We start from the raw sequence: 12,780 nt of genomic DNA on the forward strand, positions 1-12,780 counted from the left end.
AAAGGAGTTCCTTATGTCACTTTCAGCATCTGAATGGCAGGTCATGCGCGTGGTCTGGGCTCAGGGGGCTTTACCTAGCTCAGCCATCATCACTAGCCTGCAAGATAAATTCAACTGGTCCCCTTCAACCATCAAGACGTTATTGGGACGCTTGGTGGATAAGGGAGCTCTACAGACGGAGCGTCACGGACGCCAGTATATCTATTCCCCCATTTTGGCAGAGGAGGCGACCTATCAGGAGGAGGTGCGTCAAGCATTTGACAAAATCTGCCAACGTAAGCATTTACCTCTGCTCCTATCGATCTTAACAGACTTGCCCATGACAGCAAGCGATATAGCAGCGGCTGAGGCTCTGCTATGCTCCAAAAAAGAGCAGGTGGTTGACGTCGTCCCATGTAACTGCCTGCCTAGTCAATGCACTTGCGAAAAGGAGGTACAACATGGTTAAACAAACATTTTTAATTTCTGGCATGACCTGCGCATCCTGTGCTGGAACCATCGAAGAGGCGGTCTCTAAGCTAGTGGGAGTTAGTGAAGCGACAGTCAATCTAGCTACAGAAAAATTGACGGTCACACGAGACACCAGCTTAACTGAAGAAAAGATTTTAGCGACCATTGCTGAAGCTGGCTATCAAGGGCAGGTTTACGATGACAAGCTCAGTCTTTCTCAGGATGCGCGAGAAGACATCGAGTTAAGCGAATTAAAACGGCGTCTGTTTTGGTCTAGCCTCTTCACTCTGCCACTGTTTTATCTGACTATGGGTAGCATGATTGGTTTGCCTGTTCCAGCTGCTGTAGCACCTGATCGGGCGCCTCTGGCTTATCTAGCGGTCAATGTCATCCTGACCTTGCCTGTTGTCTGGGTGTCACGCTTGTTTTTTAAACGAGGATTTAGGGCATTGAGGACAGGTCATCCTAACATGGATAGCTTGGTAGCGGTGGCGACCTTATCCGCGCTCATTTATAGTTTTTACAACGCTTATCATGTCTTGCTGGGGCACGTGCACCATGTGCACCACCTCTATTTTGAGTCAGTTGCGGTTATTTTGACCTTGATGACCTTTGGCAAATACCTTGAAACCTTGTCCAAAGGACGAACCTCCCAAGCCTTGAAAAAGCTTCTTCGGTTATCTGCTAAGGAAGCAACAGTCATTCGCAACGGTAAGGCTTATCGGCTTCCTATTGAGGAGATTGTTATCGGGGACGAACTTGAATTAGCCGCTGGGGAAAAAGTAGCCGTCGACGGTCAAGTCATCTGGGGACAATCAAGTATTGATGAAAGCCTGCTAACCGGCGAATCCTTGCCTGTTGAAAAGACAATCGGTTCTCCTGTTTATGCAGGTAGTGTCAATGGACAAGGCAGTCTACGCTACCGAGCAGAAAAAATCGGTTCTGAGACCCTCCTCGCACAAATTATTACCTTAGTAGAGGAAGCGCAAAGCAGCAAGCCTCCCATCGCTAAACTGGCTGACCAAGTGTCACGTATCTTTGTTCCAGTGGTGATGCTCCTTGCCGTGCTGACTGGTTTCTTTTGGTGGGTTGTGATGGGCCAATCTTTTGCTTTTGCCCTAACAACTGCCCTTGCGGTTCTGGTCATCGCCTGTCCTTGTGCTCTAGGATTGGCCACCCCAACCGCTATCATGGTAGGCACAGGACTGGCAGCAGAGCAGGGTGTCCTCTACAAACGAGGGGACATGCTGGAACTAGCCCATCAGGTTGACACGATTGTGTTCGACAAGACAGGAACTCTGACCCTCGGCAACCCTCACCTCATGGCGACTAGGGCCTATCATAAGACTCAGGAAGAAATCTTACAACTGGCTGCATCTTTGGAAAGACTCTCCCAGCACCCCTTGAGCCAGGCGGTACTTGCTGAAGCAGAGACTCAGGGGCTTGACCTATTACCAGTAGATGAGTTAGAGACCCTATCAGGCTATGGGTTATCTGGTAAAATCGCAGAGCAGGAGATATTGTTGGGAAATGAACGATTGATGACAGAAAGAGGGGTCGCGATAACAGCAGCCCTCAATGACCTATCGCAGGCAACTGAAGCAGGGCAAACACCGATTTTTCTAGCAGTTGACGGAATCTTGTGGGGATTACTAACAGTCGCAGATCCCATCCGTTCAGAAGCCTTATCCACCGTCAAGCAACTCCAATCCGCAGGCTACGCTGTTGTCATGCTGACCGGTGACCACGAGAAAACAGCGTCAGCTATTGCCAAAAAACTAGGCATAACGGATGTCATTAGTCAGGTACTACCTCAGGATAAAGCCAGTGTTGTAGCCAGTTTACAAGCAAAAGGGCGACGGGTTGCTATGGTGGGCGATGGAATCAATGATGCCCCTGCTTTAACCCTAGCCGATGTCGGCATCGCCATCGGAGCTGGGGCAGATATTGCCATTGAAGCAGCAGATATCGTCCTGATGACCGCTGATTTAACGGCCTTGCTCAAAGTCTTTGCCATCAGTCGTTTGACCCTGCGAGCCATCAAACAAAATCTCTTTCTAGCCTTTATTTATAATATTTTAGCCATTCCAGTAGCGATGGGCGTGCTCCACTTCTTTGGTGGACCGCTTCTTGATCCAATGCTAGCAGGCCTTGCCATGAGCTTGAGCTCGGTATCTGTTCTGACAAATACACTACGGCTCAGGCGACAAGCTAGCTAAGGCACAACCTTACCTAAACCGTTAACATTAATCATTCAAAAGAGAGTCTGCTAATACAGACACAAGGAGCAAATTATGGAAAAAACATATTCTATCTCAGGTCTCAAATGCCAAGGCTGTGTCAATACCGTCACCGAAAAACTGCTGGCGTTGAAAACTGTCGATGCTGTTCATGTTAATTTGGAGGATAAGCAAATTACCGTTACAGGAACAGCCTGGAAAATGACCCTCAATCGTGCCTTAAAAGGCACTAAGTTTAGGATTGACTAAGTCGTTTTGTTGATTTTAAAAGCCGTCTCTCTGTTAGCTTGTCTGAAATGCAGGGACGGCTTTTAAGTTATGTGGTAATCGTTTTGAAAAAACTGATTTCAATGTAGCGTTTTCAGTAGTTTCATGGTAAACTAGAGAAAACGAAGACAAGGAGAGTCTATGGACGTTTGGGGCATCTTAAACATTATCGGGACGGTAGCTTTTGCCATCTCAGGGGCTATCGTGGCCATGGAAGAAGAATTTGATATTCTTGGCGTGTTTATTCTCGGATTTGTCACCGCTTTTGGGGGAGGTGCTGTCAGAAACTTGCTCATTGGTTTGCCAGTGTCTACGCTCTGGGGGCAAGAGGTCGAATTTCACATTGCCATGATCGTGATCCTGCTTCTTTTTTTCCTGCCTCATCTGGTCGACAAGCATTGGAAGCGGGCAGATGTAGTTGCAGATGCGATTGGTCTAGCAGCGTTTTCGATAAAAGGCGCCTTGCATGCCCAAAATCAAGGGTGGTCATTGAGTGCAGTTATCGTGGCGGCTGTTTTAACAGGAGCAGGAGGCGGTATTATCCGCGATATGTTAGCTGGACGTAAACCAGCCGTATTGCAAACTGAGGTCTATGCTGGCTGGTCAATTTTAGCTGCTATCTTGATTCATTTCAGAGTGGTTAACAACGACTTCGGTTACTACCTTTTAGCGGTGTTAATTGTGACCTTACGGATGCTTGGTTATAAACGAGGCTGGCATCTTCCAAAATCCAAATGGCAAGCCGACAGCTCGTCTTACTACGTTGACACCCCCTCAAATGAGGATATCGTATAAAGGAGATTGATATGACTGTTAAACTGATTGCTATTGATATGGATGGCACCTTGCTCGATAGCCAAAAGCAACTGCCACAAGAAAATATCCGAGCACTAAAAGAAGCGACTGAGGCTGGCATCAAGGTCGTCATCTGTACAGGACGCCCCTTGGTGGGGGTCAAGCCTTTCTTTGAGCAGCTTGACGTTTCTCCAGACGACTACGTCATTGTCAACAACGGCTGTTCCACCCATAAACGACAAGACTGGGAACTGGTTGATGACTTTCATTTAACTCCTGAGGAACTGACCTACCTCTATCATCTCCAGGAAGATATTCCTGGGGTTCAGTTGACCGCATTTGATACCGACCACTATTATGTCGTGGCACAGGAACCGCTACCGATTATCACTTGGGACGCTGGCTTGGTGTTTACAGAGCCAGTTTGTGTTAGTTTGGAGGAATTGCTGAGCAAGGATGTGACCTACTTTGAAGCTATGATTGTTGGTGAGGCAGCTGATTTAGATCCTTTCCAAGAAACTTACGAAGCTGTCTTGTCAGAACGATTTAGCACCGTTCGTAGCCAACACTATATCTTTGAAACCATGCCTAAAGGAGCAACCAAGGCAACCGCCCTAGCCAAACTAGCTGACAAGCTCGGCTATGCTCCCGAAGAAGTTATGGCCTTAGGCGATGCCAACAATGACCTCGAAATGCTTAGTTATGCCGGCTACAGTGTCGCCATGGGCAATAGCCCAGACCATGTTAAGGCGCTGGCAAAATATGTGACTGGAACAAACGATGAGGCTGGTGTGGCCCAAGCCATTGACCGCTGGGCACTAAAAAAAGGTTATTAAATCACTGATTGGAGAGGGCGATAAACCTGATAAACGTTTATCGCTTTTGCTTGACAAAAAAAGAAAATCTGATAAAATGAAAGCGAATACAACAAGTCGTAGGAGGTAGTTCCGATGGACAACTTTATTCTGTGGTTAGAGTCATTTTTTGCCGTTTATTCAGAAAGGAAAAGATGATGACAAAGCCTCATTTCCCTCTCCTCTGTTACCTACTGAGCTTTCTTCTCCCTTGGTTGCAGGTTTATGACTTTCTGACGTTAGGTGGTCCTTTCAGCGAGGAAGAACGCGACAGAGTTTTTGCTGGCTGGGAGATAGCCCTGCGCTATTGGTATGTCTTTCTGGCTTTCCTTGTACTTTTGGGCTTAGCTGATTACCTGAAACGGCGCTTTCTGCTTCTAGTCGCCTCGATTGTCTTTGTTATTCTCTTGCTTTGGGTCGTTACATTTGGTGACTTGCTTAATGTCACGCCATTAGACTACTTGGCACTCTTTCGCTATTACAGTTTCAGTTATATTAAGGTGGGGTATTTTATTCATGCTTTGGCAGGAGGTTTCCTACTTCGTCGACTTTATCAATCAATCTAAGAAAAAATCAGCCAAAGAGCTGATTTTTTCTTATTGTGGCAAAAGAGGTAGTCCCATATTAGCCATTTCTTCAACTGAAACAACCATGCCATCAGCAATCCATTTGCCCAGCATCGCGATAATGGCATTGCTGAAAAATGATGTGGTGTAACTGGAACACTTTTTCCGACAGAGGCGTTGGTAGGCTCTGAAGCGTTTGGCAACTGCACTAGTCAGCAACTGTTGAAACTGCTGCTGGAAGGCTAAACGAAAAATCTGGACATGGCTCTTGGCTTCATTGAGTAGATAGGACCAGGCTTGAACAACCTGTGTTTTAAGATCAAACTGACTCAGCCCCCGAAAAATCCCATGCAGTGTTCTGGAAAGCAGCTTTGAAAAAATCTCTTCTTTATTCTTGTAATGGCGGTAGAAAGCATTGCGCGACACACCCGCCCTAACAACGAGCTCTGAGACGGTGATTTGTGCAATCGGTTTTTTCTCCAATAAGCACAACAAAGCCGTCTCCAGTGCTTCTCTGGTGACTTGCTTGGCCTCTAAATTTGCTTGCTTGAGATTATTCAAGGAATTTTGGGATAGAATTTTTTCAGGCATGACAGTCTCTTTCTTTGTGTGACAGCCGATTTTCTCAGCCAGAAAACCGCTCTCTCTTATGGTATAATTGTAGTAAAGACAACAACATTTGTCAAGTTATGAACAGTTGGAGGAAAAGTGATGACCTGGAAAATTATTGTTGATTCAGGATGTAACTTTAGAGAATTACCAAATTTAGCGGCAGGAGTACAATTTGTCAATGTCCCACTGACCATTCAGGTAGGGGAGCAAATTTTTGTGGACGATGCAGGTCTTGATATTGACCAGATGATGGACTTGATGTACGCAACGCCAACCGCTTCAAAATCGGCCTGCCCTAGCCCTGAGGCTTACCGTCAAGCGCTTGAGGGGGCCAGCAAAGCCATCATTATTACTATCACAGGAACCTTGTCTGGAAGCAATAACAGTGCTCGCCTAGGTTCGGAGATGTACCTTGAAGAGCACCCAGAGGCGCAGGTTCACATTTTTGATTCCTTATCAGCTGGTGGTGAGCAAGATCTGCTAGCCCTAAAGCTAAACGACTTGATTGCAAGCGGTCTTGGTTTTGAAGACGTTGTAGCTGAACTAAAAACCTATCACCGCAGCACCAAACTGGCTTTTGCTCTTGCTAAAGTTGATAATCTCGTTAAAAACGGGCGCTTGAGCAAGCTCGTTGGAACAGTCGTCGGTTTGCTCAATATCCGCATGGTCGGTCAAGCCAGCGACGAAGGGACCTTGGAATTGCTCCAAAAAGCTCGCGGGCAAAAGAAAGCTGTTACGGCAGTCATTGAGGAAATGGTTAAAGCTGGCTACAAAGGTGGCAGGGTTATGATTTCCCACCGTAACAACGACAAAATTTGTGAACAAATCACAGAAGGGCTAACAGCAAAGTTCCCTAACGCGACCATTCAGTCTATTCCAACCAGCGGTCTCTGCAGTTTTTATGCAGAAGAAGGCGGCATTTTGTTGGGATACGAGATTTAGTTTACCTGACAATAAAAAACTTAACAGTTACCCCTTAAAACAAGGCTAAAAAAACACTCCTGTTGCATCTAGTAAACTAGCAACATGGAGTGTTTTTTACTGTGGCGAGAAAGACCTCACCCAGCAATCACTTGTTAAGCAAAAGTCTTATCTCTTATTCTGAAGTCGCCGTTTCATTGCTTTGAGACCCAGTGGATTGAACTGAACTGGTTGGTGATTCAACCGCCGGTGCCACTGGCTGAGTGGGAACAATGACCGCCTCAGTTCTTGGTTCTGGCTGAACTGGGACGGTAGGGGTAAGCGTTTCAGCTACCGTTTCAACTGTCGTCTCCGACTGAACCGGAGGAACATACAAAACATTTAGTCTTGCTTGTAATTCTTCCTTCTTGCTTACTGTTTTTATCGTACCAACCAGAGCGCGAGCTTCCGCAATGTAAGACTGATAACCGTAAGTTTCAGCTAAAACAACTGCTTCTTCAGCCTCAGAAATACGAGTAATCTCAGCTTCTAGCTCTGTTAACCGTTGAGCCAAGGCGGTCTTCTTCTCGCTATCTTCCAGAGTTCGATAATCCTCCTTCAACTTCTCAAGCAGATCAGCCTTAGGCGTTTTTTCGAGCGCTTCAAGGCGCTTTATCCATTCATCCAAGGCTGCATCTGTTTTAGGAACTTTTTTAGATGCTGCTTTGGAAGTTTGCACTGTTTTTGGACGGCTGGATGCTGTCTGTGCTTGCTTTTGATGATGGAAAAGGTAAATCAAGACAAATAAACCGATGAGGACGAGGCTTAAAATGAAATAAAAAATTTCAGACAAGGACGTTTTTTTCATGAGATGACTTTTGGCTCTTTCTAGGATTTTGTAGTAATAAGGAAAATATTCAGTTAACGGTTGGGTTGCGCTAAAGCCTCAGCACCAAAAAAGTGATTAGAGTAAGGCGTTTACCGCGAACATTAAAATATAACCATCTTTTCCATTATACCACAAAAGTCTCAGTGGTCAACGGTCTTTGGGATTGAAATGACCGTTTTTTATTTGCTGTTGAAAGGCTTGTTTATCAAGGTTAAATAAATCACCTGTGTTGAGCATCTCTTTTGGAAAATAGAATCGGCGATCGCCGTGTGTTGAGCCCGTTAAGCTAGACACCAAGGGTGACAAGGTCGACAGCTCTGCTATTGCCCCATTTTTCTCAATAATGCTAATCTCAGTCCGAGGTTTTTTGGCAGTCGGACGGTAGATGTCGTAAGGCAAATCAAAGTTGTAGTGCACAGCACTGTAATAGTCAGCATCAAAGCCAACAGCAGTAAGGCATTCTCGTAAGTCATCTAAACGATCTTTGTGTTCTTCATCAAAAGTAACGGACTTAAAGACCTTGCGATTGATGAATCGGCTGGCCAAATCGGCTAATATCTTATCAGAGCTCGTCATCCACAGTTGAAAATAAGCATTCATCACCCCATCATCCAAGCGGAGGTAATCGTTAAGGTCGTACCGTCTCTCAAAGAATGGAATGAGATTGGGTGAGGTCATCCGAAAATAGTCTTTATGTTCAGGGTAGAGTACCTTGGCTCGCTTAAATAAATTTTGAAGGAGAACTTCCATCGCACGGCTGGCAGGGTGAAAATAGACCTGCATGTACATCTGATAGCGCCTGATCAGGTAATCTTCCACCGCATGAAGACCACTATGAGCAAAAGCGATGCCGTTTTTCAAGGGCTGAATAATACTAAGGATGCGAGTCAGATCAAACTGCCCATAGCTAACACCTGTGAAGTAGGAATCTCTCAGCAAATAATCCATGCGATCAGCATCAATCTGGCTCGAAATCAATTCCTCAACCTGTTTATTAGGGTAGGTATGACCGATAACTGAAGCGACTTTTTCTGGAAAATCAAGAGACACTTTACAAAGCACCTGGTGAATGTCTGTTTCAGGACTGGTAATGATTTGCCGAGTAACCTGCTCATGGTCCGTATCAAACAAGCGCTCAAAGGTGTGAGAATAAGCCCCATGCCCAATATCGTGGAGCAGGGCTGCGGTCATGGCAAGAAGGCTGTCCTCGCTCTTCCAGATATGAGGGTACGTCGTGTTAAATCGTTGCACTATACGACGTGTAATGTCATAGACCCCTAAACAATGGGAAAAACGGCTATGTTCACCTCCGTGAAAGGTATAGCCTGTTGTCCCCAACTGTTTGATGCGACGTAAACGTTGAAATTCCTTTGTATTGATCAACTCATAGATGACCCGCTCAGTGATAACGATATCATTATGAACAGAATCACGAAAAATCTTTTCTCTCATAGAGCTATTATATCAAAAAATGTGATAAATCAACTAAAAATGCTGGTTAACAGCAAAAAAACAGCCTTATCCTTAGTGGATAAGGGCTGTTTAAGATACTGCTTATTTGTTAACAGCGTCTTTAAGAGCTTTACCAGCTTTGAAAGCAGGTACTTTAGAAGCTGCGATAGTAATTTCTTTACCAGTTTGAGGGTTGCGACCTGTACGGGCAGCACGCTCACGAACTTCAAAGTTACCAAAACCGATCAATTGCAATTTTTCACCAGCGGCAAGATAGTCAGTCACTGCTGCAAATACTGCATCAACTGCTGCTGCTGAGTCTTTCTTTGTCAATGAAGTTGCTTCTGCAACTTTTGCGATCAAATCTTGTTTGTTAGCCATTGTGCTAAATCCTCCAAATATTTTGTGGGCAAGATACCCCAACACCCTATATCATATCTAAAAATCCTCTTATGGTCAAGCTTTTTGTTTAATTTGAGCGATTTTTGCTATTGTTGCAGGACTTTTCGTGGTTTTGTTCCTTCTGCTGGACCGATAATGCCTGCTTTTTCCAATTCATCCATGAGGTCTGTGGCTCGATTGAAACCGATAGACAGGCGACGCTGAAGCATGGAGGCAGAAGCCTTCTGGGTCTCGATAATGAGGCTCTTGGCCTCTTCAAAGAGGGGATCGCCCTGAGCAGCTCCGCTATTGCCCGAAAGGTCGTCACCATCTGCGACCTCACCTGGGTCAAAGTTGTCGTCGTACTCGGCATCGGCCTGTGCCTTGATAAAGCTGACAATGCGCTCGACATCATCATCGGAGATAAAGGAGCCTTGGAGACGAACAGGATGGTTCTCGTCAATCGGTTTGAAGAGCATGTCCCCACGACCAAGGAGTTTCTCTGCACCATTGGTATCCAGTATGGTACGGCTGTCCGTACCGCTGGAGACAGCAAAGGCAATACGACTAGGGACGTTCGCCTTAATCAGACCGCTGATGACATCAACAGACGGACGTTGGGTGGCTAAAATCATGTGAATCCCAGCTGCCCTGGCCTTTTGCCCAAGTCGGATAATGGCATCCTCGACTTCCTTGCTGGCGACCATCATCAGGTCAGCCAGCTCGTCCACGATAACGACCAGAAGTGGCAAGGGAATATGTTTGTCATCCGCTGTTTTGTTCCACTCTTCCACCTTGGCATTGTAGCCAGCGATGTTGCGGACACCGACTTGACTGAAAAGCTCGTAGCGATTCTCCATCTCATCAACCACCTTTTGCAGGGCACGACTGGCCTTACGAGGATTGGTCACAACTGGGATGAGGAGGTGGGGAATATCGTTGTAAACAGATAGCTCCACCATTTTAGGATCAATCATCATGAATTTGACCTGATCCGGTCGGGCTTTCATCAGGATACTGGAGATGATGCCGTTGACTGCTACAGATTTCCCTGAACCTGTTGAACCTGCCACCAAAATGTGGGGCATCCGTGCCAAATCAAACGAACGACTGGTGCCATTGACCGCCTTACCAAGCGGGACTTCGAGCAGGTTGTCTGGGTTGGTTTTAGATTGCTCCCAAAGTTCACGGAAAGATACCGTTGCAATTTGAGAATTGGGGACTTCGATACCGACGACCGATTTTCCTGGAATCGGCGCTTCAATCCGAACATCTTTGGCTGCAAGGGCGAGAGCTAAGTCATCAGCCAAGTTAGCAATCCGGTTGACCCGAACGCCAACAGCTGGTTTGACCTCGTACTTGGTCACTGATGGACCGATTTCCGCCCGCTCTACTGTGACTTTGATGCCAAAGCTAGCAAAGGTTTGTTCCAAAACAGCGATGTTCTCTCGGACAATTTTCTTTTCCTTGGATTGGTTCTTTGGTTTGTCTGGAGCAAAAAGGTCTATGCTGGGCAGTTTATAGAGCAAGCTCTGCTTGAGCGAGGGGCTTGTCTTTGGTAGTTCAGGCAATGCTGGCGCTGGATCAACTGACTGCTCTTGTGCAAACCAGTCCTCGTCCAAATCGTACACATCCTCTTCCTCTGAGTCTGATGGCAAGTAGATGTCAACATCTCTTTCATCACGTGTCAGTTGGGTATCAGGTGCCTGGTCATCCAGATCCTGCTCATTTTCTTCCTGACTTGCTTGTGCCATGGCAGCTTCTTGCTGGAGACGGCGTTCCTCTTTTTTGAGGAATTGTGCTTGGCGACGTTGTTCTGATCGGACTTGATATGCCGCCCAGCTATTTTTGACAAAATCAATGACCTCGTAAATATCCCAAGGGGTCATCAAGAAGAGACCCAGGAGTATGATGAGACCACCGATAAAAAATGACCCAATATTTGAAAAAAGAAAACTGATGGGTTTATAGAGAACTGCCCCTAGCATACCTCCACCTAAAAATTGTTCTACCTTAAAGGTGGATAAATCCTGAAAGACGAGCTGGATAGTAGCGCTGAAAACCTCTGCTTGCTTGAGTTGAGGCTGGGTAAAAAGGTAAGCATGCCAGTTGAGGAGTAAGCCAGCCACCACTGTCCAAAACCCAATAGTCACGCCATCATAGCGAGCCAGCCATTTGTTCAGTAGCATTTGGAGTAAGACGCCGATAAGCACCAGATAAGTCAATGACCCAAAGGCAAACCGAAAAATGTTGTAAACCGTCACACCAAAAATCCCTAAGCGGATCAGACCGATAAGGATTATCAGAACAATAAGGCTTCGCCAAATCAGGCGTTTGGTCCGCTGACGTTTAGCGAGTTCGGTTTGATTTAGCCGACGTTTGCTATTAGCAGGGGATTTGGTTGTTTTTTTACTTCGTTTTGCTGTCATGCTACTATTATATCAGAATTTTTTACTTTAAGTCTTTTTTGAGAAATTATGGTAAAATAAAGGGAATAATAGCCTTTGGAGGACTCATGAAAAAATTTCTTGCGCTGACGGTTGTGTCTATGGCGCTACTAACTGCCTGTCAAACCAGATCAACAAACACATCAGAAACTTTGTCATCAAGCGAATTGCAAACGGCTCTAAAAGAGCGCTTGACGGAACTCAACAAGAAAGATTTCCCGCAGCTGTCAACTGAGATTGCTGACAATGAAGCAGCTGTCAAATTGACCACCAACAAGGGTGACATCACCATCAAACTCTTCCCTGAGTTGGCTCCGCTAGCGGTCGAAAATTTTCTCACTCATGCGAAGAACGGCTACTATAATGGCGTGAGCTTCCACCGTGTGATTGATGGCTTTATGATTCAGGGCGGAGATCCTGAGGGTACTGGGCGCGGTGGACAATCCATTTGGGCTGGTAAGGATAAGGCCATCGACGATGGAACTGGTTTTGCTAACGAGTCCTCCGACTTGCTCTACAATATCCGCGGTGCTCTTGCGATGGCCAATGCCGGTCCAAACACGAACGGCAGTCAATTTTTCATCAACCAGAATAAGGCTGACCAAACCAGCCAGCTCCATCCTCTTTACTATCCTGAAAAAATTTATAACGCCTACGCTCAAGGAGGAAATCCGAGCCTAGATGGCGGCTACACGGTCTTTGGTCAAGTCATCGATGGAATGGCAGTTGTTGATGACATCGCATCAACAAAAACCGATGATCAGGACAAACCTGTTGAACCTATTCTTATCGAAAAAATTGATATTATCAAAGACTACACCTTCAACTAAAAATAAGTGAGCAAGCTAAGAATAGTCTAATTCTTCTTGGCAATAGCCAACGACCTGTCAAATCAATCATGACAAGGCTGGGACAACTGTCCTGGTC

At 45.9% G+C, this 12,780-nt stretch carries 13 protein-coding genes; 8 read left to right on the forward strand and 5 right to left on the reverse strand.

All coding sequences use genetic code 11. The features are described from left to right. Positions 1 to 13 precede the first annotated feature (13 nt). The 6 genes from A3GW_RS0107850 to A3GW_RS0107875 all read left to right on the forward strand — a co-directional run bounded on the left by A3GW_RS0107850 (position 14) and on the right by A3GW_RS0107875 (position 5,172). Positions 14 to 448: a CopY/TcrY family copper transport repressor gene (locus A3GW_RS0107850; RefSeq protein ID WP_018368736.1), complete on the forward strand. Its 435-nt coding sequence runs from the start codon at positions 14 to 16 to the stop codon at positions 446 to 448. Beyond that, a complete protein-coding gene (locus A3GW_RS0107855) occupies positions 441 to 2,669 on the forward strand; it encodes a heavy metal translocating P-type ATPase (RefSeq protein ID WP_018368737.1) in 2,229 nt (742 codons plus the stop codon). Before A3GW_RS0107850 ends, A3GW_RS0107855 begins: the two co-directional genes overlap by 8 nt. Before the next feature lie 75 nt (positions 2,670 to 2,744). Then, the gene (locus A3GW_RS0107860; RefSeq protein WP_018368738.1) at positions 2,745 to 2,939 is read left to right on the forward strand and encodes a heavy-metal-associated domain-containing protein; all 195 of its coding nucleotides are present in this window, start codon (positions 2,745 to 2,747) and stop codon (positions 2,937 to 2,939) included. 159 nt (positions 2,940 to 3,098) lie between these two features. Beyond that, complete coding sequence (locus A3GW_RS10975; RefSeq protein ID WP_018368739.1) at positions 3,099 to 3,752, forward strand: trimeric intracellular cation channel family protein; 654 nt, start codon at positions 3,099 to 3,101, stop codon at positions 3,750 to 3,752. An 11-nt stretch (positions 3,753 to 3,763) separates the two neighbouring features. Beyond that, positions 3,764 to 4,588: a Cof-type HAD-IIB family hydrolase gene (locus A3GW_RS0107870; RefSeq protein WP_018368740.1), complete on the forward strand. Its 825-nt coding sequence runs from the start codon at positions 3,764 to 3,766 to the stop codon at positions 4,586 to 4,588. A 176-nt stretch (positions 4,589 to 4,764) separates the two neighbouring features. Continuing rightward, positions 4,765 to 5,172, forward strand: a complete 408-nt coding sequence (locus A3GW_RS0107875) for a hypothetical protein (RefSeq protein ID WP_018368741.1) — start codon at positions 4,765 to 4,767, stop codon at positions 5,170 to 5,172. Between the two features lie 30 nt (positions 5,173 to 5,202). Here the strand turns inward: A3GW_RS0107875 and A3GW_RS0107880 are convergent, their stop codons facing one another. Beyond that, complete coding sequence (locus tag A3GW_RS0107880) at positions 5,203 to 5,763, reverse strand: TetR/AcrR family transcriptional regulator (RefSeq protein ID WP_018368742.1); 561 nt, start codon at positions 5,761 to 5,763, stop codon at positions 5,203 to 5,205. Between the two features lie 120 nt (positions 5,764 to 5,883). On the opposite strand from A3GW_RS0107880, the gene A3GW_RS0107885 reads away from it, so the two are divergent. After that, on the forward strand, positions 5,884 to 6,726 hold the full coding sequence (locus tag A3GW_RS0107885) for a DegV family protein (protein ID WP_018368743.1): 843 nt from the start codon (positions 5,884 to 5,886) through the stop codon (positions 6,724 to 6,726). 154 nt (positions 6,727 to 6,880) lie between these two features. On the opposite strand, the gene A3GW_RS0107890 is transcribed toward A3GW_RS0107885, so the two are convergent. From A3GW_RS0107890 to A3GW_RS0107905, 4 genes are all read right to left on the reverse strand, one after another. Then, positions 6,881 to 7,552 (reverse strand): hypothetical protein, encoded by a 672-nt coding sequence (locus A3GW_RS0107890; RefSeq protein ID WP_018368744.1) that lies wholly within the window; start codon positions 7,550 to 7,552, stop codon positions 6,881 to 6,883. Between the two features lie 168 nt (positions 7,553 to 7,720). After that, entirely contained in the window at positions 7,721 to 9,025 is a 1,305-nt protein-coding gene (locus A3GW_RS0107895; protein ID WP_018368745.1) for an HD domain-containing protein, read from the reverse strand. A 102-nt stretch (positions 9,026 to 9,127) separates the two neighbouring features. After that, positions 9,128 to 9,406 carry an HU family DNA-binding protein gene (locus A3GW_RS0107900; protein ID WP_018368746.1) on the reverse strand — a complete coding sequence of 93 codons (279 nt, stop codon included), beginning with the start codon at positions 9,404 to 9,406 and terminating at the stop codon, positions 9,128 to 9,130. Positions 9,407 to 9,513: 107 nt separating this feature from the next. Further along, on the reverse strand, positions 9,514 to 11,835 hold the full coding sequence (locus tag A3GW_RS0107905) for a DNA translocase FtsK (RefSeq protein WP_018368747.1): 2,322 nt from the start codon (positions 11,833 to 11,835) through the stop codon (positions 9,514 to 9,516). Positions 11,836 to 11,921: 86 nt separating this feature from the next. On the opposite strand from A3GW_RS0107905, the gene A3GW_RS0107910 reads away from it, so the two are divergent. Next, positions 11,922 to 12,683: a peptidylprolyl isomerase gene (locus tag A3GW_RS0107910; protein ID WP_018368748.1), complete on the forward strand. Its 762-nt coding sequence runs from the start codon at positions 11,922 to 11,924 to the stop codon at positions 12,681 to 12,683. The last annotated feature ends 97 nt before the right edge of the window (positions 12,684 to 12,780 follow it).

Origin of the sequence: Streptococcus entericus DSM 14446 (assembly GCF_000380025.1) — a bacterium.
Classification (GTDB): Bacteria; Bacillota; Bacilli; order Lactobacillales; family Streptococcaceae; genus Streptococcus; species Streptococcus entericus.

Coding starts and splice junctions, on each gene's coding strand:
- A3GW_RS0107900 (WP_018368746.1), bottom strand. CDS start 9,406: ATGGCTAACAAACAAGATTTGATCGCAAAAGTTGCAGAAGCAACTTCA.
- A3GW_RS0107870 (WP_018368740.1), top strand. CDS start 3,764: ATGACTGTTAAACTGATTGCTATTGATATGGATGGCACCTTGCTCGAT.
- A3GW_RS0107860 (WP_018368738.1), top strand. CDS start 2,745: ATGGAAAAAACATATTCTATCTCAGGTCTCAAATGCCAAGGCTGTGTC.
- A3GW_RS0107880 (WP_018368742.1), bottom strand. CDS start 5,763: ATGCCTGAAAAAATTCTATCCCAAAATTCCTTGAATAATCTCAAGCAA.
- A3GW_RS0107885 (WP_018368743.1), top strand. CDS start 5,884: ATGACCTGGAAAATTATTGTTGATTCAGGATGTAACTTTAGAGAATTA.
- A3GW_RS0107890 (WP_018368744.1), bottom strand. CDS start 7,552: ATGAAAAAAACGTCCTTGTCTGAAATTTTTTATTTCATTTTAAGCCTC.
- A3GW_RS0107855 (WP_018368737.1), top strand. CDS start 441: ATGGTTAAACAAACATTTTTAATTTCTGGCATGACCTGCGCATCCTGT.
- A3GW_RS0107875 (WP_018368741.1), top strand. CDS start 4,765: ATGACAAAGCCTCATTTCCCTCTCCTCTGTTACCTACTGAGCTTTCTT.
- A3GW_RS0107850 (WP_018368736.1), top strand. CDS start 14: ATGTCACTTTCAGCATCTGAATGGCAGGTCATGCGCGTGGTCTGGGCT.
- A3GW_RS0107910 (WP_018368748.1), top strand. CDS start 11,922: ATGAAAAAATTTCTTGCGCTGACGGTTGTGTCTATGGCGCTACTAACT.
- A3GW_RS0107905 (WP_018368747.1), bottom strand. CDS start 11,835: ATGACAGCAAAACGAAGTAAAAAAACAACCAAATCCCCTGCTAATAGC.
- A3GW_RS10975 (WP_018368739.1), top strand. CDS start 3,099: ATGGACGTTTGGGGCATCTTAAACATTATCGGGACGGTAGCTTTTGCC.
- A3GW_RS0107895 (WP_018368745.1), bottom strand. CDS start 9,025: ATGAGAGAAAAGATTTTTCGTGATTCTGTTCATAATGATATCGTTATC.